The following is a 21,255-nucleotide window of genomic DNA, read 5'->3' as shown; positions in this document are numbered from 1 at the left end:
TATTGATGACTATATCGCTACTTTAAAAAAGTCTAATGTTATTCGGATCGTTCCAATTGATGAGGACATTTGGCTAGAAAGTGTCAAATTAGAAGGGGAACACCGAGATCAAGCAGATAGAGTGGTTGTAGCAGTTGCCAAAAGAAGTCAAGCTGCTATTATTACAGCCGATCAAAAAATAGCTAGTTTCTACTCTTTAGTAATTTGGTAAATTGAATGTGCCAGGTATCGGAAACGTAGAAGTGGCGCGGTTTCGTGGTTAAAGCCTCTGTTATAAATCTTCACGAAACTCTGTAACCCTTAGATGTTACACTCTACAAGTCTCGACGCGAGAGAAGAGATCACCTTCCCCCACTCCCCCCACCAACCAACACCATTCCTTAACCCAAATCTCCCGCCCGGGAGGTGTCCTTGAGGTGCTTTGGTGTTGAATTTTAGATCATTATAGGACAACCATGTACTATTATTCACACGCCAACCTACCCGATCGCCATACGCTTCCCATATTTCTCTATCATATTGCCTGGTCCCCCCCAGACTTTGATAAATGCGTTTCTGCACCGAAAAGCCGAAAAGTCCATTACTGTTTTTTACCCAAAGCTGGTCAATAGTTCGTAAGTCTTCACAGGGGAATCGATCGAGATCTTCAACCCTCAGCCACCCATCCTTTGTTCTCCCCGCTACTTCCAGCATTTTTTGAGCCGTTTCGCGATCCGCCTCTTTCCATTCTCCGCTAGCCAACAGCCGATCGAGTTTACGATAATCAACTCCTTTTGCTGAAATCAATTTTACAGGTTGTGGCGGTGGCTGCGGGCTAGGAATCGTTGGTGAAACACCCCCTCTTTGCCCCCGATTGCCGGGGGATTGGGGAAGCATAGCCAACCATTTTTGAACCGACTGAGGGCGCTTTGTTGCATCCATTTCCATCCCTTTCATAATTGCCCGATGCACCCCATCGCTAATATTAGGATTAATCTGAAACGAGGGCTTCAAAGGACAATTTAAAGCTCTCATAAATGCAGGAGTTGGTGGTGTTTTCGTTAGCAAATAGTATAGCGTTGCTGCCAGAGCATAAACATCTGTATACTCAGCAAATCTGCCAATCTCCCCGTACTGTTCGGGAGGTGCAAAACCGTGTGTTAGCCCCAAAGTCATTTGCTGAGTGCGATCTGGAATAAAACCCCGTGCCAAACCAAAGTCAATCAAAACTGCATCAAAATTGTCGCGTACCATAATGTTTTGTGGCTTGATATCCCGATGTAGCAAACCTTTTTCGTGAACTACTATTACCGCTTCTGCCACTTGGCGGATGTAGTTTAAAGCTTCTGTTTCCCACAGGATACCGCGCTTTTCTACCAAATTCCACAAATCTTTCCCTGCCACATATTCCATCGCAATACAAGGCAAATCACCATCAATGAAATAGTTGTCTATTTGCACAATATTGGGATGTTTGCACAAAGATAGCAGTAGCGCCTCATCCCGGAATTTGTCCCGATACCAGCCAAAATTTGGATCGCTCAATAAGTCGTCTTTCAGCGTTTTGATGACAACCCGCTGCCTGTTTTGCGCCTTCTGCGCTAGGTACGTGGCCCCAAAACCACCCTCACCTAACTTGCCTTCAATAATATACCGATCGCCATTTAACCGCTGTCCCGGTGTCCAAACCATTCTCCTCACCGCCAACCAATATTAATTTTTATCTCGGCCTAGCCTGTATTTTAACTGTATTTTTTAGGTTGGGTTTAGTTCCACGGGCCCAACTTCAGTTCGCCTTCCCAGTGATGGTTGGCTTTTAGTTCGATCGCCCTTTTCCGACATAATTCGATCGACAAATTCGCCACAATCCCATTAAGAATTCTAAATCCCAAAACCTCTTTGCCCAAACAGTCCCTTTCTGTGCAAACCTAAAAAACAGCAGACACAATTTTATAAACTCTAATTACAGAACCCTAGCAACCAGTTATGCAAACTCTGCCGAACCCCACTAAAACCCTCACCACCGAACCAACCTTCGACACCACCATCAAACGCCGCAAAACCCGGCCAGTCAAAGTCGGTAGCGTCACCATCGGCGGCGGATACCCCGTCGTAGTTCAGTCGATGATCAACGAAGACACCCTCGACATCGACGGTTCAGTCGCAGGAATTCGGCGCTTGCACGAGATTGGCTGCGAAATCGTCCGCGTCACCGTGCCCAGCATGGCCCACGCCAAAGCATTAGCCGAAATCAAGCAAAAACTTCACGCCACCTACCAACCAGTTCCCCTCGTGGCCGATGTCCACCACAACGGCATGAAAATTGCCCTGGAAGTGGCCAAACACGTAGACAAAGTGAGAATTAATCCCGGACTTTACGTGTTCGAGAAGCCGAAAGCCGACAGAACCGAATACACCGACGCCGAATTCGCGGAAATTGGCGAAAAAATCCGCGAAACTCTGGAACCTCTGGTGATTTCCCTGCGCGACCAAGGCAAAGCTTTGCGAATCGGCGTTAATCACGGTTCCCTCGCCGAACGGATGCTTTTTACCTACGGCGACACGCCCGAAGGCATGGTGGAATCGGCCCTGGAATTCATCAAAATTTGCGAATCCCTCGACTTCCGAAATATCGTACTTTCCCTGAAAGCCTCCCGCGCACCCGTGATGGTTGCTGCTTACCGCTTGATGGTGCACCGGATGGACGAACTCGGCATGGATTACCCACTGCATTTGGGCGTCACGGAAGCAGGAGACGGCGAATACGGCCGCATTAAATCCACCGCAGGCCTCGCACCTTTGTTAACTGACGGTATCGGTGACACCATCCGCGTCTCGCTGACAGAGGCCCCAGAAAAGGAGATTCCCGTTTGCTACAGCATTCTGCAAGCCTTGGGACTGCGGAAAACGATGGTTGAGTATGTCGCTTGTCCTTCCTGCGGTCGCACTTTGTTTAATTTAGAGGAAGTGTTACACCAAGTGAGAGAGGCGACGAAGCATCTCACGGGTTTGGATATAGCAGTAATGGGCTGTATTGTCAATGGGCCCGGAGAAATGGCTGATGCTGATTACGGCTACGTCGGGAAGCAACCGGGTTATATTTCGCTGTACCGGGGCCGGGAAGAAATTAAGAAAGTGCCAGAAGACCGTGGCGTGGCAGAATTGATTGATTTGATTAAATCGGACGATCGCTGGGTCGATCCTTAGCCCCCGAAGAACAGGCTTTCGGGCCGATTCCACAAAACATCAAGTTTCTTGTGGGCCGTTGCTCCTAGCCCGTCAGGAACAGGCAAGATGCCTGTTCCACAAAAAAACATCAAGTTTCTTGTGGGGCGTTGCTCCTAGCCCGCCCTGAATAGAAGTCGGCAAAGTTGAATAATATATGTACGCCAAACGCGAGCCGGCTTTGCCTGTGTTAGATTGAGCGTAATTATTCTGAACTCTTTTTCTCCCGCGCGTCAGACAAATGGTTATAACAAAACGAGGGCTTGTTCTAAGTGCAGCAGCAGTGGTACTCACTGCTGTAACTCTTGCGAACACTGGTTGCAGTTCTAAATCTCTGGCTTCTTTTCGGGGAAGCCCTAAAGAATTGGTTGATGAAGTTTGGCAGATTATTGACAAAAGTTATGTGGATGGCACTTTTAACCAGGTTGACTGGAAAGCAGTGCGGAATGATTATTTGAACCGGACTTATACCAGCGACGACGAAGCTTACAAAGCAATTCGGGAAATGCTGAAGAAGCTGGACGATCCTTATACGCGGTTTATGGACCCTGAAGAGTTCAAGAATATGCAGGTTGAAACTTCTGGGGAACTGACAGGAGTTGGGATTCAGTTGACTCAAGATGAGGAAACCAAAAAGTTGGTGGTGATTTCGCCGATCGAAGATACCCCTGCTTTTACTGCTGGTATTCTGGCAAAAGATATCATTACTAAGATTGACGGCAAGAGCACAGAAGGCATGGATACGAATCAAGCGGTAAGTTTGATTCGCGGTCAGGCGAATACTGAGGTGACGCTGACGATTTTGCGGGAAAAAAAGGAATTAGAATTTAAGCTGAAACGCGCTAAAATTGAAATTCATCCTGTGCGGAAGTCGGTGCAGAAAACTCCCATCGGAGAAGTCGGCTATATTCGCTTAAATCAGTTCAGTGCGAATGCTGCATCGGAAATGCGATCGGCAATTAAGGATTTGGAACAGAAAAAGGTGACGGGCTATATTTTAGACTTGCGTTCCAATCCCGGCGGGTTGCTGTACGGAAGTATTGAAATTGCTCGGATGTGGCTCAAAGAAGGTACGATCGTCTCGACGGTCGATCGAATCGGTGAGGCCGATAAACAAACGGCAAATAAGGCAGAACTCACAGACAAACCGTTAGTTGTACTGGTAGACGGCGGTTCAGCAAGTGCTAGCGAGATTCTATCCGGTGCTTTGCAAGACAACAAACGCGCGGTTTTGGTGGGAACAAAGACGTTTGGTAAAGGTTTAGTTCAGTCAGTACGCGGCGTGGGAAATGGTGCGGGTTTGGCGGTGACAATTGCCAAGTATTTTACTCCTAACGGCACTGATATCAACCACGCCGGGATTGAACCGGATTTTAAGGTAGAACTCACCGACGCTCAAAAACAAGAATTGAGGCGCGATCGCGATAAAATTGCTACGGCGGCCGATCCGCAGTACGCGAAAGCTATGGAAGTTTTGACACAGCAAGTTACTGGTAAAACCGGGAACAATAAGGCTGAGGCGAAACCGAATGCTGCGCCACCTAAGCCGACTGCAACGCAAGCAAAACCGAGTGCAGCACCTTCTAAATCGAAGTAAAAAACCTGTGTAGGGTTTCAGTTAAAAAAAAGCATTCGGGGGAAGGATTACGGCTCAAAGCCAACATTTTCAACTCGAATGCTTCGATATTTTTTGCAATGCGTCAATGCGAGTCAATCGATTTTAGATTTTAGATTTTAGATTTTAGATTTTAGAATTGAAGCATTGACCCCACGGATAAATTCGGGGGCTCCTTTATTGGATACAGGTTTTTTATTTCTGGACGGATGAATCCGGGGGCTTGTATCCTGGATGCTTTTGGTCATTGCGGCTGGCATTTGCCGGCGCGAATTAATCCGATGCGGCGGGCGATGGCATCTTCGGGCGAATCGTAAGGGCCCCACTTTTCAATAATACTAGGGTTTTGTTCTTCGAGTTGCGAGATCGGCAAAATTTCGCAATTACCGGCAGGACGTTTGACAATATAAAATTTGGGTGTTTCTGTCATAGCTAAATTCGTGAAATAAAAGCTGGATACTAACTAGGCAATTGGCTCATTATATCAAATAGGGAAACAGCACTACCGTGCCCAAAGCCTGTCTTAGCATTAAACCCGCAGTCCGACATTGGTTTCAACCCCTGCAGGAGTGCGGATTTAACCGCATGGAATTAATAAGAATTAAAAAAAACTAACACTTTCGGAAGATGCCACAATATTTATCTATTATCAAAATATAGACATTTGTCTAAACAGTGCATTAAGCCCTTTCATAAGTGGCGAAATATTCTAATCAATACCAAAAAAAACCATGCAATTTCTACCGAAAACAATCCCCGAAATTCAACCAGAAATCATACCAGTTAAAGAATCACCGCCAGAACTTGTTACTTTCGATGTCAGCGGGATGAAATGTGCCGGCTGCGCGAAAGCTGTGGAACGCCAACTCATGCAGTATTCAGGCGTAATTTCAGCTTGCGTTAACTTGGCTGTAGAAGTCGCGACGGTTGAGTGTCAACCGGGGACTGTCGATGCAGAAGCTTTAGCGAAAAAGTTGACTGATAATGGATTTCCCTCTCAGTCTCGTTCAGGTGAAAATCAGCAGGAAGCAGAAGCGACAACAATTGAACGGCGACGGCAAGAAATTCGACAGCAAATCAAGCAATTGACGATCGCCCTTATCCTAATTATTCTATCCGGTTTAGGTCACGTACTCGGCACAAAAGCCCCAATTCTCAGCAATATTTGGTTTCACTGGGGACTCGCCACCCTAGCTTTGCTGCTACCGGGGCGCCCGATTATCGTTGACGGGTGCCGCAGTTTGTGGCGTAATGCACCCAACATGAATACTTTGGTAGCTTTAGGCGCTGTTACAGCTTACACCGCTAGCAACGCCGCGCTGCTGTTTCCACGGATGGGATGGGAGTGCTTTTTTGACGAACCGGTGATGCTGCTGGGCTTTATTTTGTTGGGCAAAACTCTCGAACAGCAAGCCAGACGGCGCGCTGCATCAGCTTTGCAAGCTTTAATCGCATTGCAGCCGGCGAAAGCCCGCTTAGTTGATTTTAAACTCCCGAGTTTAGATTTGCGATCGGAAGAATTGCCTTTAGACTCGACATCTGCGGTCTACGATCCACAATACATTGAAATTCCAGCCGATCGCGTCCGAGTCGGAGAATGGCTGCAAGTTTTGCCAGGGGAAAAAATTCCGGTAGATGGTGAACTTTGCGAAGGCAAAACAACCATAGATGAGTCGATGCTGACTGGCGAATCAATGCCGGTTTTGAAGCAACCAGGAGATACAGTTGCGGCGGGAACTATCAATAAATCCGGGGCAGTTGTGATACGGGCAACTCGCACCGGTAAGGAAACAACTGTAGCTCAAATGGTGGCTTTGGTGCAGGCAGCTCAAACTCGCAAAGCGCCCATTCAAAATTTAGCTGATACTGTCGCGGGATATTTTGTGTATGGGGTAATGGGGATATCGATTTTAACTTTCCTATTTTGGTATTTTGCCGGCACTCATATTTGGCCTTCTGTGCTTTTAGGACACGGGGCAATGGATATGGGACACGGGGCAATGAATATGGGAAATGAATTGCCTATTATCCATTATCAATCGCCTTTGCTGTTAAGTTTGAAATTGGCGATCGCAGTTTTAGTCATCGCTTGTCCTTGCGCTTTGGGACTGGCTACCCCAACAGCAATTTTAGTCGGTTCTGGCATCGGGGCGGAGCGCGGACTTTTAATTCGCGGTGGCGATGTTTTAGAACGGGTGCATCAATTAGATACGGTGGTTTTTGATAAAACTGGCACTCTGACAACCGGAAATCTCACACTCACAGATTATTTGCCGATTTTCCAGAATTCGCAGTGGGATTTGAACTCAGATATTAATGTTGGAAAGCAACAAGATGTTAGTTCCACAATTGATAGAGTTTCTGGCGACAAAGAAGATGTTTGTTCCACAATTGATGGATTTTATGGGGAAAAACAAAATGTTAGTTCCATAATTGATGGATTTTCTGGAAACAGGCCAGATGCCTGTTCCACAATTGATGGAGTTTCTGGAGAGAAACAAGATGTTTGTTCCACAATTAATGGAGTTTCTGGCAGTGCGGTTAATTCAAAACTGCTGCAAATTGCGGCGGCGGTGGAAAGGGGCGCTTGTCATCCCATCGCCGCAGCGATTTTGCTGGAAGCTCAACAGCAAGGTTTGCCGCTGCTAGCTGCTGAGGATTTCTGCACGGAACCGGGATTCGGGGTTTCTGCTTTGGTGGAGGGCCGGCGGGTGTTCGCGGGAAATGCCGAGTGGATGAAGGAGCAGGGCGTTGCTGTGGCGGCGGAATTGTCGGGGTCTTGCAAAGGCAAAACGGCGGTTTACGTGGCTTCGGGGGGCGTTTTGCTGGGGGTAATCGGGCTAAAAGATAGTCTGAGGCCGGATGCTAAGGCGACGGTGGAACGTTTGCGGGGCATGGGATTGCGGGTGATGATGCTGACGGGAGATACAGCGTCGGCGGCGGCGGCGACGGCGCAGCAGCTAGATTTGGCGCCTGCTGATGTTTTGGCCGAGGTGCGGCCGGAAGGCAAGGCTCGGGCGATCGCGACTTTGCAAGCCCAAGGCTGTAAAGTGGCTGTGGTGGGGGATGGTATCAATGACGCCCCGGCTTTGGCTCAAGCTGATGTCGGTATCGGTTTGCACTGCGGCACTGATGTCGCAGTTGAAACTGCTCAAATTGTGCTGATGCGAAATGCTTTGATGGATGTTGTTGAGTCGATCGAGCTGGGGCGCGCTACTTTCAACAAGATTCGCCAAAATTTATTTTGGGCTTTTGGTTACAATACTCTGGGAATTCCGGTTGCAGCCGGTCTTTTGCTGCCTGCAACTGGAATTCTACTCAGTCCTGCGGCGGCCGGTGCATTTATGGCGTTTAGTTCTGTTAGCGTTGTGACAAATTCTTTGTTTTTGCGCCGGGGATTTCGAGCTTAAATGTATGGATGACAGATAGAAGTCGGAGGTCATCGGTCATTAGTTAGGAATTAATGACTGATGACCTCATCCCAAGAGGGTGACAAACCCCTCACACCAGGAGTCGAGAGCCACGAAGTTTCGACGTTACTTAGAACCCCCTGATTCATCTTTAGAGTCAATCGAAAATCTCACACCTCAAATTGACTGACTGATGGCTACAGTGCCATACTTTCCAAGAGCCGCCAATTATTGTTGTTCATAATTGAACGACTGACTAGCTCGAACATTTGACGGCAGTGGTTGTTGGTTTGCAGTGGCAGTTCCTCGTTTTTAATCACGAAGTTCATGCGAACCTCTGAGTCGCTAGCCGTGTTTTTCTCAATTAGGACTTCTGCGGTGACAAGTTTGGGAATCGAAACTTGACCGGGAAGTTCGCGAGCCATGACGGAATCTCCTGTATTGTAGATAATATCAAGATTGCATGACTCTAAAATTTCAATCAGGGACTGACGGAGACGGTCGATCGGAACGGCAACGATAAAAAAACCAGTATAGCGAGCCATAGACAACTCCAGCCGTGAGGCATTTAGACTTTATTATCATACCGAACCTAGAACCGATTCACAGAACAATATGGATTTATTTTATTCAGGTGGAAAGTTAGGGCAATGAAGGGCAAACTTATCGTGTTTGAGGGGGTTGAAGGTGCGGGTAAAACTACGCAAATGCAGCGGTTGATACAGTTCCTGCAAGCAAGTTGCGGTCTGAGAGTCCGCTTGGTGGCTACTCGCGAACCGGGGGGTACTGAGCTGGGAAGGGGACTGCGACATTTGTTGCTGAAACAAGATGGGGGCGAATCTGTATCCGATCGAGCAGAATTACTGATGTACGCTGCCGATCGCGCTCAGCACGTCGAAACTTTTCTTAAACCAGAGTTATCGAAAGGAACGATTGTTTTATGCGATCGCTTTACTGACTCTACGATTGCTTATCAGGGCTACGGCCGCGGTCTTAACTTAAATTTAATTAAACAGTTGAATGAAATTGCCACCGGCGGCTTGGAAAGCGATCTGACTTTGTGGCTGGATATTAAGGTGGAGGCGGGTTTGGCGAGGGTAAAAGCTCGGGGAGAGTGCGATCGGATCGAGCAAGCTGATTTGAAGTTTCACCGCCTTGTCCAGCAAGGTTTTGCGGAGTTAGCCGAGGAAAGTAAATCTCGAATTGTCCGGATAAATGCCGATCGCCCTGAATATGAAGTCGCTCAGGAAATTCAAGCTATTGTAACTCCCAGGTTAGAAGCTTGGGGATATTCAAATAATACCATTTCTGAAAAATAGCGCTACATAATATCTAGAAACACGGCAATGCCGTGTCCTGCTCCAGGAACTTACAACTTAACATTGTTAACTCAAAACAATTATTGAGCAGTCCATTAAACCACAATAACCTTTTAGTATTATAGTAGCCGCGCCGACGGTTAGGATGTACTTAATTGCTAAAACCCTAGATTTTCTTCCTTCTTCCTTCTTCCTTCTTCCTTCTTCCTTCTTCCTTCTTCCTTCTTCCTTCTTCCTTCTTCCTTCTTCCGCAAACATGGATTATTTTACATCATTAATCGGACAAGAGCGAGCAGTAGAATTGCTAACTCAAGCAGTCGAGCGAAACCGAATTGCTCCTGGTTATTTATTTATCGGCTCTAACGGCATCGGCAAAAGTTTAGCGGCTCAGTGTTTCATTGAGCTTTTATTCTCAGCCAATCTTCCCGAAACCAGACTAATAGCCTCCGTGCAAAATCGCGTGCGGCAGCGAAATCATCCAGACTTGCTCTGGGTAGAACCAACTTACATGAACCAAGGCAAACGGCTGTCGCCAAAGGAAGCAGAGGAAGCCGGTTTAAAGCGGAAAGCACCGCCACAAATTCGCTTAGAACAAGTTCGAGAAATCGGTGAATTTCTCAGCCGACCGCCGCTTGAAGCGGCGCGTTCAGTCGTAGTTTTGGAACAAGCAGAAACAATGGGCGAGGGAGCCGCTAACGGCTTGTTGAAGACATTGGAAGAACCGGGAAAAGCAGCGCTCGTTTTAATTGCTCCGACAGTGGAAGCTTTGCTGCCCACTTTGATTTCCCGCTGTCAAAAAATCCAGTTTTCTCGGCTGAATCCCCAAGCAATGGCACAAGTTTTGCAGGAAGCGGGATTCGCGGAGATTTTATCCCATCCCGAGGTACTGGGAATGGCTCAGGGAAGTCCTGGCGAGGCAATTTCTATTTGGCAGCAACTGCAATCAATACCCGATGATTTGCTGCAAAAGGTGAAGGAGTTGCCTCAAAATCTGCGGTGTGCTTTGGAATTGGCCAAGGAAATTGATAAAACTTTAGATACTGAATCTCAGTTGTGGTTAATCGATTATTTACAGCATTGTTACTGGCAGCAATTTTTGACAGGGGGAATTAGTCGATCGCCCTTAGAACCCTTGGAAAAAGCGCGGCAATATTTGCTAAACTACGTACAGCCGCGATTGGTTTGGGAATGCACACTGATGGGAATATGTCAAGCATAATTTATTCCCAAGTTTGAGCGCAATACGATGAGTAACACGATGGAAAAAGCCACATTTGCCGCCGGTTGTTTTTGGGGAGTTGAACACAAGTTTCGCGCCGTTGCGGGTGTCGTCTCGACTGCTGCGGGCTACACAGGAGGTCACTGGCCGAATCCCTGCTACCTGGATGTTTGCGCCAGAGTCACCGGTCACGCTGAATCTGTGCTGCTAGAGTACGATCGATCGCAGGTGAGTTACGAAACACTGCTAGATGTATTCTGGAACTGTCACGATCCTACCCAAATCAATCGCCAAGGCCCCGACAGAGGCGAACAGTACAGGTCTGTGATTTTTTATCACAATTGGGAACAAGAAAAAGCCGCTCGCGCCTCCAAACAAAAATTGCAATTTTCCGGTAAATACGACAAAGACATTGCCACCGAAATCAAACCTGCTGGTGAATTTTATATGGCCGAGGATTACCACCAGCAATATATTGAGAAGAAGCGGCTTTCCTCAAAAGTTATTAGTTAACAAGTAGGCAGACGCGACAAAAAATAAAATATCTTAGGGGCGGGTAAGGCAATGAGCTATACTAGCCGCCAGTTTAGGATTAATGCAAAACCCGGCATCCCCCAGGCCATGTTTATTTTTACCTACTTAGGGCTTGCTGAATAAGTAAAGGAAAAGTTCGATCGAGATCGCTCCTCTATATTAAGCTTCCTCTAATATCAGTTTGAATAATCTATAGTTTAGTAATTAATATTTTTTAATAATCATCACTTGGTTAACAGGTATTATTTTGACTTTTTGATAAAAAATGGCACAAAAAAACCGTCTTAACCAGGTAGAAAGATTCATGACTAAAAAAGTAATAGCAATCGCAGTCTGTGAAGTATTAGCAAGTTTTGTCATTACTCGATCGAGACTAAACTTTCTTTTGCCTTGTCCAAATTTTCCCTCAATTGCATTGCGAATTTTCTCATCTTCTTTGGCTTGTCTCTTTTTTTATTTGCTGACCTGGAGTGGAGGTCTGTCTAAAGCCTGTCCACTAATTCTAATGCCTCTTTCTTTGCACCATGCTCGGTTATCTTTTGTCCGATAAATTTTATCGACATGGACGGATTCTGGGTAATAACCAGTCAATTTGTGATAAGCGTCTATTTGAGCTTTGAAGTCTCCCGATTCGTTAAAATTATCCCAACTGATTCGATGTAAAATCACCTATCCCTCAAAGCAACTCGCTGAAAGCTTAGCTCGAAACTCTACTGATTTCCTACTTTTCCTCGCGACTATGGGACGAATTTGAGCTTGGCTTAAACTTACAATCCTGTCGGCAATACTTTGTTGGTGATTTGGCCACAACCACAATTGTTGCCGATAGAATTCGGACACTACTAGCAAGGTCTTATATTGTTTTTTACTGAGACTTTCCAGGGAGGCTCCTAACTCAATTAACCGTGAAAAGTGAGAGAGGTTTCTTTTGACATACTGGAGTTATTTTTTCAGAGCTTTCCTTTTTTCTTTCCGGGAAGGTCGTCTTTGTTTGGCAACTTCTAAGTAGTCTTTTCTGGCGATATTGCGATAGGTTCTCGCTTTTTTCAGAACTAGAACGTTCAGCGTTTTATAGAGTATGTATATGATTTTTTCCGTGTGTTTTCTTGCTTTATTTAAGAGTGAGAAATCCGTTGATAACTAATATCGGCTGGAGCGCAAGTGGCATAAGCGGATTAATTTTCCTTGATTTTTAGGCGCGTCGCTTTCTCGCTCGGGATTTTTTTTTCTCATCTGAGCTGGTTCCTAACCGCAATCTAGTCACCACTTCCGCGTTGATTTTATTGACGAGAACAGCGCTGATTCTTTGTCGGAAGGGTACTAATAAGGATGAATCGAATGGCGCTTTGTTGCTGTATGATGATTGACCGATAAAGTATTGTAGGTAAGGGTTTGCCCTGATTTATTTTACGGTTTCACGCGGAGCTAGTTCCCAATTTCTCCTTAATAATTAATCCCCCTAAGGCGAGCCGAAATGATTTAGCTGGTGAACCCATTTCTGTGGTGAAGTTTTGAGCATATTCGGCTTCAAATTCTGACTGCCGCAATTACTTGAGCCATCAGCACCCAACGGTTATCTGTTGCCAACCTTGCCTCTAAGGGGAGTTCAAATTCTGCTACTGGGCCATTAACTTGTTCAGCTTTTCGGTATACGATCGCCCTTGGAGATGCACGAGTTTTGAGCTATCTTACCAAGAATTCTGGCATTTGACCACCCAGTCACCCTACCAGTTCGTTCGGATATTCAAGCGTTTACCGACGCTAGTACCCTGTATATAGGGTTTGAGTTTACTTAACCGCTATTGCTAAAGTTTTCAACTTCTTGGGGAAGCCGGGGCGATCGATTTGTTATCTTTATTCAGCAAGCCCTAGCTAGTTGCTAGGCTAGGTTTCCTCACCTGCATGAATAGTAAGTTGTCATTTATGGAATTAAAGTGCGAGCTCCAACCCTTGATTGGGTTTACCCCATCTTTGCTAGCCATCCTCCCTTTCGGGTTATCGGGTAAACGAATCGCACCTACTGATACCAGTTTAAAAAAAGAATGAAATAGCCCTGCCCGCGATCCAAACTACGAGCTTCATCAGTCATTTCCATTTCTTCAATTATTCAATTATTCAATCCTATGACTAATGACAACTGACGATCGGAATCTCGATCGCAAACTCAGTGCCCCGTCCAGCTTCCGAAACGCAATCGAGCCGCCCCCCGTGCTGTTCCACAACTAAATGGTAAGAAATCGACAGTCCCAACCCAGTGCCCTTGCCTACTGGTTTGGTAGTAAAAAACGGGTCAAATAATTGGCGGCGAATCTCCTCCGGTATGCCCCGCCCGTTGTCGGAAATGCGGATCGCCACAAAATCGTCGCCAACAACTTCAGTGCGAATTGTAATAGTGGGAAAAGTCACTGGAGAACTAGGATTTGACGGGGGTAAATTTTTCCCATCTCTCCTCTCCCATTCCCCTTTCTGAATTTCTTCATCCAAAGCATCAATAGCATTGCCGATAATATTCATGAACACCTGATTGATCTGACCGCCACAGCACTCGATCAGGGGCAAATTACCGTATTCTTTAATAATGTCAATAGCTGGATGTGCGCCGTAAGCTTTGAGCCGATGCTGCAAAATCAACAAAGTGCTGTCGAGTCCCTCGTGAATGTCAACGAGCTTGATGTTAGATTGATCCGATCGCGAAAAATTGCGCATCGACACAACTATTTGGCGGATGCGCTCTGTTCCTACTTGCATAGAAGACATGATCTTAGATAAGTCTTCTACCAAAAAATCGACTTCCATCTGTGCTGCAGCTTCCCGAATTTCCGAGACTGGTTCGGAATAGTGCTGCTGGTAAAGTTCCAACAGTTGGAACAATTCTTTGATGTAGTGGCTGGCGTGGGAAAGATTGCCGTAGATAAAATTAACAGGATTGTTAATTTCGTGAGCGATACCGGCAATCATTTGTCCCAAAGAAGACATTTTTTCGGTTTGCACTAATTGAGTTTGAGTTTGCTGCAACTTTCGTACAGTTTGCTCTAATTGCTGCGCTTGATTTTTCAAGCAAGCTTGCTTTCGCCGCAGCGCTTCTTCGACTCGCTGGCGCTTGATAATATCCCGTCTCAACAATTCATTTGATTCTAAAAGTTGAGCGGTGCGTTCTTCAACTTGTTTTTTTAAGTCGTCATGAGCTTGGCGCAGGGCTTCTTGGGCCCGCTGCCGCTCTAAAATTTCTTGCTGCAAAAGTTCGTTGGCTTCCTGCAATTGGGAGGCTCGATCGTCAACTGCTTGCTGCAAAAGCTCGATCGTCCCGTACATTTCTGATTGGTTAAAAACTTGCGGCAAACTTGTCACAGAGACAACGCCCAAAAGTTCTCCGTGACTGCCAACTACTACCAAACGGCGGAGACAGTGCCGCTGCATCGACTGATGGGCACTCCAGAGGGAATCGGCGGGAGATATGCAAAATAAAGGCGCACTCATGACCCTTGCTGCCGGGATTTCCGAGAGGTTTAATTCGAGGGCGTGAAACTGCACAATATCCCGCTCGGTGACAATGCCGATCGGAATTTGGTAATTTTCTATTGGTGCGATCGACCGCTGTGGATGCTGAGTTTGCTCTTCGACAATGACGACGCAACTAACTCGATACTTGACCATGAGTTCGGCTAAATCGAGGGCTGAGGCAGTTTTTGGGGCCCAAATGACATCTTTAGTCATGACATCTGCTGCACAGCGCAAATTGGTTAGCAAGTTAACCGGTTGCAGGGCTTCGTGAATGGCTTCGCGGGTGATGATGCCCAGAAGTCGCGAGTCTTCGTCCACTACGGGCAAATGCCGAATCTGATGCTGGCGCAACGTGAATATAGCTGTGAAAATATCTTGAGACTCGGATTGTTTGAGGGTAATGGGCGATCGAGTCATTACGTCAGCAATTGTCAGTCCTACCGCACAAGCTGCTACGGTAGTTAGTTTGACGATATCTCGTTCTGTAAAAATGCCGATGGGCCGATTATCTTCCACGACTAACACGCAACTGCGCTTGGTCGGACTCGGAAGAGCGTGTGGTTTTTCGCCATAAAGCCGACAGGAGACACGCATCGGGTTCATCAAAGCCAACACTTGGGCGATCGGGGTTTCTGGAGCCACGGTGAGGGGGTGGCGGTCGATCGCCCGATCTAAAGGTGAAGAGTAGAGCGGCGGACTGTTGGGCCGCCCGGCAGGTTCTGATGTTTTAATTGCTGGCGGCTGCAGGGCTGAATCTAGGAACTGCTGTAATTTTTCTTCTTGTAGCATGGTTGATTATTAATTTTACTTAATGAATTGTTACAATTTTACAGACTGGGGTTGGCAGACTTAGCATTAATTAAGCGGATTACAGATGCTCGATCGCCTGAAATTTCATTGCTAGAAAACCCCTGATTGAATTTTTATTTTTTAAATCCTATGTCGTGGACGCCATTAAGTCATCGAATTCATCATTTGCCGCTCATCCTTGCGGGCCCGATTTTGCGCCGGACTGAAAGTCGGGCAGTGACTGTTTGGCTGGCTCTGAAAGCACCCCGCCAAGTCGAACTCAAGGTTTATTCGACAGAGGGAGGAACCGGCGAAATTGTCGGGGTGCCGTTACTCCAAGGTGCGAACTCTACTGTGCAGCTCGGCAAATACCTGCACGTAGTGGCGGTGACTGCTAAACCGATCGACGGCAACGTCTTGACATCCGGGCAAATTTATGCTTATGACATCAAGTTTGCTGGGAGTCGCGAGTCGCCGTCGGGGGTTGCAGTCCCAGAAAATGAGAAAGAAAATCTCATTTCTTGCCTGTGGCCGGCGTCCCCTGATTGGTCGGCTTTGGGACGGGAGACGATCAGTTATTTCGCTCACCAGTTGCCGACTTTTGCCCTGCCGCCGAACGATTTAAACTATTTGCGTATCGTTCACGGTTCTTGTCGCAAGCCCCACGGAGACGGCAGAGATGCCCTGCCAATATTGGATAATTCGATCGAACAGTTTGCAAGTACGGCAAATAGCAGGCCCCACCAACTGTTTTTAACGGGTGACCAAATTTACGGCGACGACGTTGCCGATGCGATGCTGTGGGCTTTGACTGATGCTGGCGATACCCTGTTAGGCTGGGAAGAGAGTTTACCCCTGATGGATGATGCCCAAATTAAAAAGAATTTGTGTATCAGTATACCTAAAAATGCGGAAAACGAAAATACAGTTGGCCAAGAGAGGGAAATTTTTAGAGAGTCACCTATTCAGAAACCCTCTGATGCTAAGTATGAGTCCAAAAAACCAATTGAGTTGCAGCCGGGGACTCGCAGCGATATTGCCAGAGATTTTGGCGGCTTTACGGCGATGTTGGTGAATAAACCCAACAATGCTAAAAGTCACTTGTTTAGCTTGGGCGAATATTATGCGATGTATTTGTTAGTTTGGTCGCCGGTACTTTGGTGCGAGCGTTTTCCGAAGGGTAAGGATATTTGCCCAAATTCTAAGCAGGCAAAAGTCTGGGATAGAGAAGTTGTTGAACTTGACGGTTTTGTTCGCAACTTGTGGAGGGTGAGGAGGGCGCTAGCGAATATTCCTACTTATATGATTTGCGACGACCATGATGTTAGTGACGATTTGTATTTGAATCGAGAGTGGTGTTACCGCGTGCTGGGGAAGCCGCTGGGCCGGCGGGTGGTGCAGAATGCTTTGCTGGCTTACGCTGTGTTTCAGGCTTGGGGAAATACGCCCGCACAGTTCGATCGCGAAAAACCGGGAGATAAATTATTAACAACTGCTGAAAAATGGTCGAATTCGGCGGGGACTGATGTTTCTGCTTGGGAGGAGGCGGCTTCGTATTTGGGAATTCCAGCGCTAGATCCGAAAACTCATTTGCCTAAGTTGAAATTAGATGAAGATGTTTTTATTTTGGATCGGGATGGCGAGGGTGTAAGTGAGGTTTTGAATTGGCATTTTACTGTGAGAAGTTTTAAGCACGAGGTGATTGTGCTGGATACGCGGAGTTGGCGGGGGTATCCGGTGAAAAGCGCGATCGATCCGCCGATGCTTTTGACTCACAAAGGTTTTGAGGAGCAAATTCAGAAACCTTTGAAGGAGACTGATTTGCTGAATAAAACTGGGGAGTTTGATATTGAGGCGACGCTGGTGGTTGTGCCGACAAATTTGGTGGGTTTGTGGATTATTGATGCGGTGCAAAAGTGGGATGTGGAACAGGGGAAGGTTTTTAATAGTGATGCGGGGGATGCGTGGAATTTTCACGAGTTGGCTTTTGTGAAGCTGTTGTCGGAACTTTTTAAACAGCGCGATCGGGTGATTCTGTTGACGGGGGATATTCACTATGCTGCTGCTGTGCGGCTGAGTTATTGGTCTGATTGTCATTTTGGCGATTCTCGATCGAATATTGAGCTTTTGAAGGAGGCGAATTATCAATCAAATTGTCAATCTTCTGTGTTGGCGCAGTTGACTGCTAGTGCTTTTATCAATGAGGAGTGGAAAACGCATTTAATTCATACTAAGATTAAGTCGCTGCTTCCTGAGCGATCGCACGAATGTTTGGGATGGAATGAGCCGCTGGAATTAATTAAGATTTCGAGGGGTGGCAGAAAGAAAGCTTTGGCGGCTGCTGTCAGGAATAGACAATCTCTGCCTGATTGGGGGTATCGGGTTGACTGGATAAAACGACAAAAAGCTCGGATGTTTTTGCAGCTAGAAAAGGGAACTGCGTCAAATAGATCGCATACAGATAAACGATTGTCAGTGCTGCGTAGGTTGTGGAATTTTATATCGCTGTTGTGGCGCAATCGCTGGCTGCAAGAGGGTGATGAAATTGTGGGATATAGCAATATTGCGATCGTCAGTTTTCAGTGGCCTGCTGAGGGTGATGGGGAGAAGGCGGTGATGCAAAATGTTTATTGGCGGCCGCTTTGGGCATCGGATAGTGTGGTTTACAGTCAATATTTCGTGCCGCTGGGATTGGATGAGCCAAGGGTTGATTGATCGGGTGTTGTGCATTTAAATTTAACTTTTTGGGCGTTGCTCAAAGCCCACCCGACGGGTTGAAGAGTCGATCGCCCCTTTCCCTAAAAGTCGATTGCCCCTTTCCCTAAAAGCCGAGATCCCTTCCCCTTCTCTCGCAGTTGGGTAAATTTGACAAAATTTGATATTTTTGCTATAATTTCCTGAAATTAATCACAATTAAAGCTCAACTATAAATATATGGAAGCTGTAATTGAAAGCATTGTAAGTAAGCTGCGTTATTTAGGTAAACCGCAGCTAGAAGTTGTTCTTAATTTTGTTGAGTTTCTAACTTGGAAGTCAGGGCCCGGTCTGTTATCAAGAGTAAGTGATTCTGAGGCAGAAATCAGCGATCGCGAGTTTGAAATAATTTTAGATGAATTGGCTGATGATTCCATTAAAAACATGGGAGTAAATGTCCCTATGCTATCAGATTTTGCCATAAGTCGTGAAGGCATCTACGAGGATCACCCTTAGCAATGTTATGTCTTGTGGATACGAATACTTTGCTGCGGTTTGCCGATCGCTCTCATCCTTTATACCTTGTAACCCGAACTGCCGTAAAAAAATTGCGACAAGATGGATATAAACTGCAAGTAGCATCACAAAACTGCGTTGAGTTTTGGAATGTGGTTACTCGCCCGATCGATAAAAATGGCTTTGGATTGACTCCTGCTGATGCCGATCGTCTGTTACAGCGGATAGATCGTCTTTTTCCGTTGTTTCCCGATACGCATTTAACATACTCCGAGTGGCGTAGGTTAGTTGTTAGCTACAGAGTTTCGGGAGTTCAGGTACATGATGCTCGTCTTGTGGCTATTATGAAAGCAAATGGTGCAGCACATATTTTGACGCTAAATGTTAAGGATTTTACTCGCTACGCCGACGAAGGAATTGTGCCGATCGATCCAAATACTATCTCTGAATAATAAAAGTCGATCGCACATTCCTCTCAAATTCGATCGCCCGATTAACAAAAAACCCGATCGGCGGGGCCACAGAAACCGGGTTTTTACCGAAATACTTCGTTACAACCCACAGATTCGGTCAAAAACCCGGTTTCTTTTGTGGGAGGCTAGGGCCCAGAAACCAAGTTTTTTACGAAGATACTTGATTGTAGTCCAGAAATTCGGTAAAAACCCGGTTTCTTTGTCGGAGTCGGTAAGTCCTGACACACCCTCATCCCAACAACAACTCCTGAAACCGCGCATCACCCCGAATCCCATCAAAATCCGCATCAGTTTTCGCTAACTCCCGATATATTTTCGGTTCCAATTCAATCGCGCACCGCAAATTTTCCAGAGATAACTCAACATTACCTTGCAAGGCATAAATGCAAGCTTTGTCACCATAAGCATTAGCATTATTTGGGTTTATTTCTAAAGCTTTATCAAAACAATCTATCGCTTCCTCATAACGACCTAATACTACAAAAGCATAAGATTGATTACCCAAAATATCAAAATCATTTGGCTCCAATTCCAAAGCTCTGTCATAGCTGGATATTGCCTCTTCAGCGCGACCATTGAACCAAGCCGAGCGAACAAACTACGCAGGCTCAACATCCAGACGACCCATGTTAGATTCCTCCTTTGCTGTTAGTTCACGTCGCCGCCCAAATTTCCGTTCTTTGTGATTAAATTTTAGCTCTTCATAACGCGCATCTTTTTCTCCTACAGACTCTAACTGGATAGTGGTATATGATATCAAATAACGATTTACGAACGATAGATCACTCATATATGTTGGTTTGATTTTTACAGCTAAATCAAAACAGTAAATAGCTTCTTTATAGCATCCCACATACGTTAGTATTTTACTTTTAAAAGCCCAGAAATCGCAGTCATTAGGATCGATACTTATAGCTTGATTCCAGCTCGCATGGGCTGCACCTTGACTGCCCCAATTCATCAACGCCACGCCTCGGTGAAACCACAACTCTCGGTTTCCGTTTTCTATTTTTATAGCTTTATCGAAACAGGCGACAGCTTCTTCACAAAGCTGTAAATTGTACAAAACCTTACCGAGTTCCAACCAAACAACAGGCTCATCCGACCTGCTTTCCGCAACTTCAATTAATTTTAGTACCGCTGTTTTATACTGTCCTTGCCTCGCTAGCCGAACACCATTGTAGAACAAAGTAACCGGATTATTTAGCAGTTTATTTAGCAGTCCCTCCAGTCGAAGGAAGTGCACCCGGCCTGACCAATCGCCCGCTATAACTGTCACCCCATCAGGCGCGATCGTACGGCAACCAAACTCAGCCTCTCCCCTGAAACTAGCAACTTCTTTGCCACTAAGCAAATCCCAGATTTTGAGAGTGTTATCCCCTGAAGCGGAAATCGCTGTTTTGGCGTCTGGTGCGATTACCGAGTAAGGATGACCGGTGAGGATTCTAACTGCGCTACCTGTCTCGGTGTCCCAGATTTTGAGAGTGTTATCCCGTGAAGCGGAAATCGCTATTTTGCCGTCTGGTGCGATCGTCACTACTGTTACCGAGTCACTATGACCGGTGAGGGTTCTAACTGCGCTACCTGTCTCGGTGTCCCAGATTTTCAAGGTTTTATCCCGTGAAGTGGAAATCGCTGTTTTGCCGTCTGGTGCGATCGCCACTGCTGTTACCGAGTCAGTATGACCGGTGAGGGTTCTAACTGCGCTACCTGTCTCGGTGTCCCAGATTTTCAGGGTGTTATCCCCTGAAGCGGAAATCGCTGTTTTGCCGTCTGGTGCGATCGCCACTGCTGTTACCGAGTCAGTATGACCGGTGAGGGTTCTAACTTTCGTACCTGTCTCGGTGTCCCAGATTTTCAGGGTGTTATCTCGTGAAGCGGAAATCGCTGTTTTTCCGTCTGAGGCGATCGCCACTGCTGTTACCGAGTCAGTATGACCGGTGAGGGTTCTAACTTTCGTACCTGTCTCGGTGTCCCAGAT

General features: G+C 46.4%; 17 protein-coding genes and 2 pseudogenes. 10 read left to right on the top strand and 9 right to left on the bottom strand.

Annotated features, from left to right (window positions below):
• The first annotated feature begins 1 nt into the window (after position 1).
• Positions 2–211 (top strand): PIN domain-containing protein, encoded by a 210-nt coding sequence (locus QUA13_RS21290; protein WP_333201688.1) that lies wholly within the window; start codon positions 2–4, stop codon positions 209–211.
• An 89-nt stretch (positions 212–300) separates the two neighbouring features.
• On the opposite strand, the gene QUA13_RS21285 is transcribed toward QUA13_RS21290, so the two are convergent.
• The gene (locus QUA13_RS21285; RefSeq protein ID WP_333201659.1) at positions 301–1,671 is read right to left on the bottom strand and encodes a serine/threonine-protein kinase; all 1,371 of its coding nucleotides are present in this window, start codon (positions 1,669–1,671) and stop codon (positions 301–303) included.
• Between the two features lie 74 nt (positions 1,672–1,745).
• Positions 1,746–1,886 carry a hypothetical protein gene (locus QUA13_RS21280; RefSeq protein WP_333201657.1) on the bottom strand — a complete coding sequence of 47 codons (141 nt, stop codon included), beginning with the start codon at positions 1,884–1,886 and terminating at the stop codon, positions 1,746–1,748.
• 79 nt (positions 1,887–1,965) lie between these two features.
• Between QUA13_RS21280 and ispG the strand changes: the two genes are divergently transcribed.
• Positions 1,966–3,186: a (E)-4-hydroxy-3-methylbut-2-enyl-diphosphate synthase gene (gene ispG, locus QUA13_RS21275; protein WP_333201655.1), complete on the top strand. Its 1,221-nt coding sequence runs from the start codon at positions 1,966–1,968 to the stop codon at positions 3,184–3,186.
• Positions 3,187–3,445: 259 nt separating this feature from the next.
• The gene (gene ctpC, locus QUA13_RS21270) at positions 3,446–4,801 is read left to right on the top strand and encodes a carboxyl-terminal processing protease CtpC (RefSeq protein ID WP_172190361.1); all 1,356 of its coding nucleotides are present in this window, start codon (positions 3,446–3,448) and stop codon (positions 4,799–4,801) included.
• Between the two features lie 262 nt (positions 4,802–5,063).
• On the opposite strand, the gene QUA13_RS21265 is transcribed toward ctpC, so the two are convergent.
• Positions 5,064–5,249 (bottom strand): DDE transposase family protein, encoded by a 186-nt coding sequence (locus QUA13_RS21265; RefSeq protein ID WP_333201653.1) that lies wholly within the window; start codon positions 5,247–5,249, stop codon positions 5,064–5,066.
• A 301-nt stretch (positions 5,250–5,550) separates the two neighbouring features.
• On the opposite strand from QUA13_RS21265, the gene QUA13_RS21260 reads away from it, so the two are divergent.
• Positions 5,551–8,229: a heavy metal translocating P-type ATPase gene (locus QUA13_RS21260; protein WP_333201651.1), complete on the top strand. Its 2,679-nt coding sequence runs from the start codon at positions 5,551–5,553 to the stop codon at positions 8,227–8,229.
• 197 nt (positions 8,230–8,426) lie between these two features.
• Here the strand turns inward: QUA13_RS21260 and QUA13_RS21255 are convergent, their stop codons facing one another.
• Complete coding sequence (locus QUA13_RS21255; RefSeq protein WP_172190364.1) at positions 8,427–8,774, bottom strand: hypothetical protein; 348 nt, start codon at positions 8,772–8,774, stop codon at positions 8,427–8,429.
• Positions 8,775–8,879: 105 nt separating this feature from the next.
• On the opposite strand from QUA13_RS21255, the gene tmk reads away from it, so the two are divergent.
• Complete coding sequence (gene tmk / locus QUA13_RS21250) at positions 8,880–9,548, top strand: dTMP kinase (protein WP_333201649.1); 669 nt, start codon at positions 8,880–8,882, stop codon at positions 9,546–9,548.
• Between the two features lie 66 nt (positions 9,549–9,614).
• Here tmk and QUA13_RS21245 read toward each other — a convergent pair whose 3' ends face one another.
• On the bottom strand, positions 9,615–9,806 hold the full coding sequence (locus QUA13_RS21245) for a hypothetical protein (RefSeq protein WP_333201647.1): 192 nt from the start codon (positions 9,804–9,806) through the stop codon (positions 9,615–9,617).
• On the opposite strand from QUA13_RS21245, the gene QUA13_RS21240 reads away from it, so the two are divergent.
• Together QUA13_RS21240 and msrA are read left to right on the top strand one after the other, a co-directional pair.
• Positions 9,805–10,767, top strand: a complete 963-nt coding sequence (locus QUA13_RS21240; RefSeq protein ID WP_333201645.1) for a DNA polymerase III subunit delta' — start codon at positions 9,805–9,807, stop codon at positions 10,765–10,767. The two genes, QUA13_RS21245 and QUA13_RS21240, sit on opposite strands and share 2 nt — an antisense overlap.
• 27 nt (positions 10,768–10,794) lie before the next feature.
• Entirely contained in the window at positions 10,795–11,280 is a 486-nt protein-coding gene (gene msrA, locus QUA13_RS21235) for a peptide-methionine (S)-S-oxide reductase MsrA (protein WP_445242739.1), read from the top strand.
• Positions 11,281–11,505: 225 nt separating this feature from the next.
• On the opposite strand, the pseudogene QUA13_RS21230 reads toward msrA, so the two are convergent.
• A pseudogene (locus QUA13_RS21230) lies at positions 11,506–12,957 on the bottom strand (IS5 family transposase).
• Positions 12,958–13,428: 471 nt separating this feature from the next.
• Positions 13,429–15,591, bottom strand: coding sequence for a CBS domain-containing protein (locus tag QUA13_RS21225; RefSeq protein ID WP_333201643.1), 2,163 nt, complete (start codon positions 15,589–15,591; stop codon positions 13,429–13,431).
• Between the two features lie 150 nt (positions 15,592–15,741).
• Here QUA13_RS21225 and QUA13_RS21220 point away from each other — a divergent pair, with 150 nt between their 5' ends.
• The 3 genes from QUA13_RS21220 to QUA13_RS21210 all read left to right on the top strand — a co-directional run bounded on the left by QUA13_RS21220 (position 15,742) and on the right by QUA13_RS21210 (position 19,253).
• Positions 15,742–18,306, top strand: a complete 2,565-nt coding sequence (locus tag QUA13_RS21220) for a PhoD-like phosphatase (protein WP_333201641.1) — start codon at positions 15,742–15,744, stop codon at positions 18,304–18,306.
• Between the two features lie 219 nt (positions 18,307–18,525).
• A complete protein-coding gene (locus tag QUA13_RS21215) occupies positions 18,526–18,801 on the top strand; it encodes a hypothetical protein (protein ID WP_333201640.1) in 276 nt (91 codons plus the stop codon).
• Positions 18,802–18,815: 14 nt separating this feature from the next.
• Positions 18,816–19,253, top strand: a complete 438-nt coding sequence (locus QUA13_RS21210; protein ID WP_333201638.1) for a type II toxin-antitoxin system VapC family toxin — start codon at positions 18,816–18,818, stop codon at positions 19,251–19,253.
• Between the two features lie 250 nt (positions 19,254–19,503).
• Here QUA13_RS21210 and QUA13_RS21205 read toward each other — a convergent pair.
• A pseudogene (locus tag QUA13_RS21205) lies at positions 19,504–19,857 on the bottom strand (TPR end-of-group domain-containing protein); the annotation flags it as partial.
• Between the two features lie 15 nt (positions 19,858–19,872).
• A partial coding sequence (locus tag QUA13_RS21200) for a WD40 repeat domain-containing protein (RefSeq protein WP_445242738.1) occupies positions 19,873–21,255 on the bottom strand: 1,383 nt, incomplete at its 5' end.

This window comes from Microcoleus sp. S28C3, assembly GCF_036700785.1.
Lineage (GTDB): Bacteria > Cyanobacteriota > Cyanobacteriia > Cyanobacteriales > Microcoleaceae > Microcoleus > Microcoleus asticus.
This window is presented reverse-complemented; position numbering and strand designations above follow the sequence as displayed.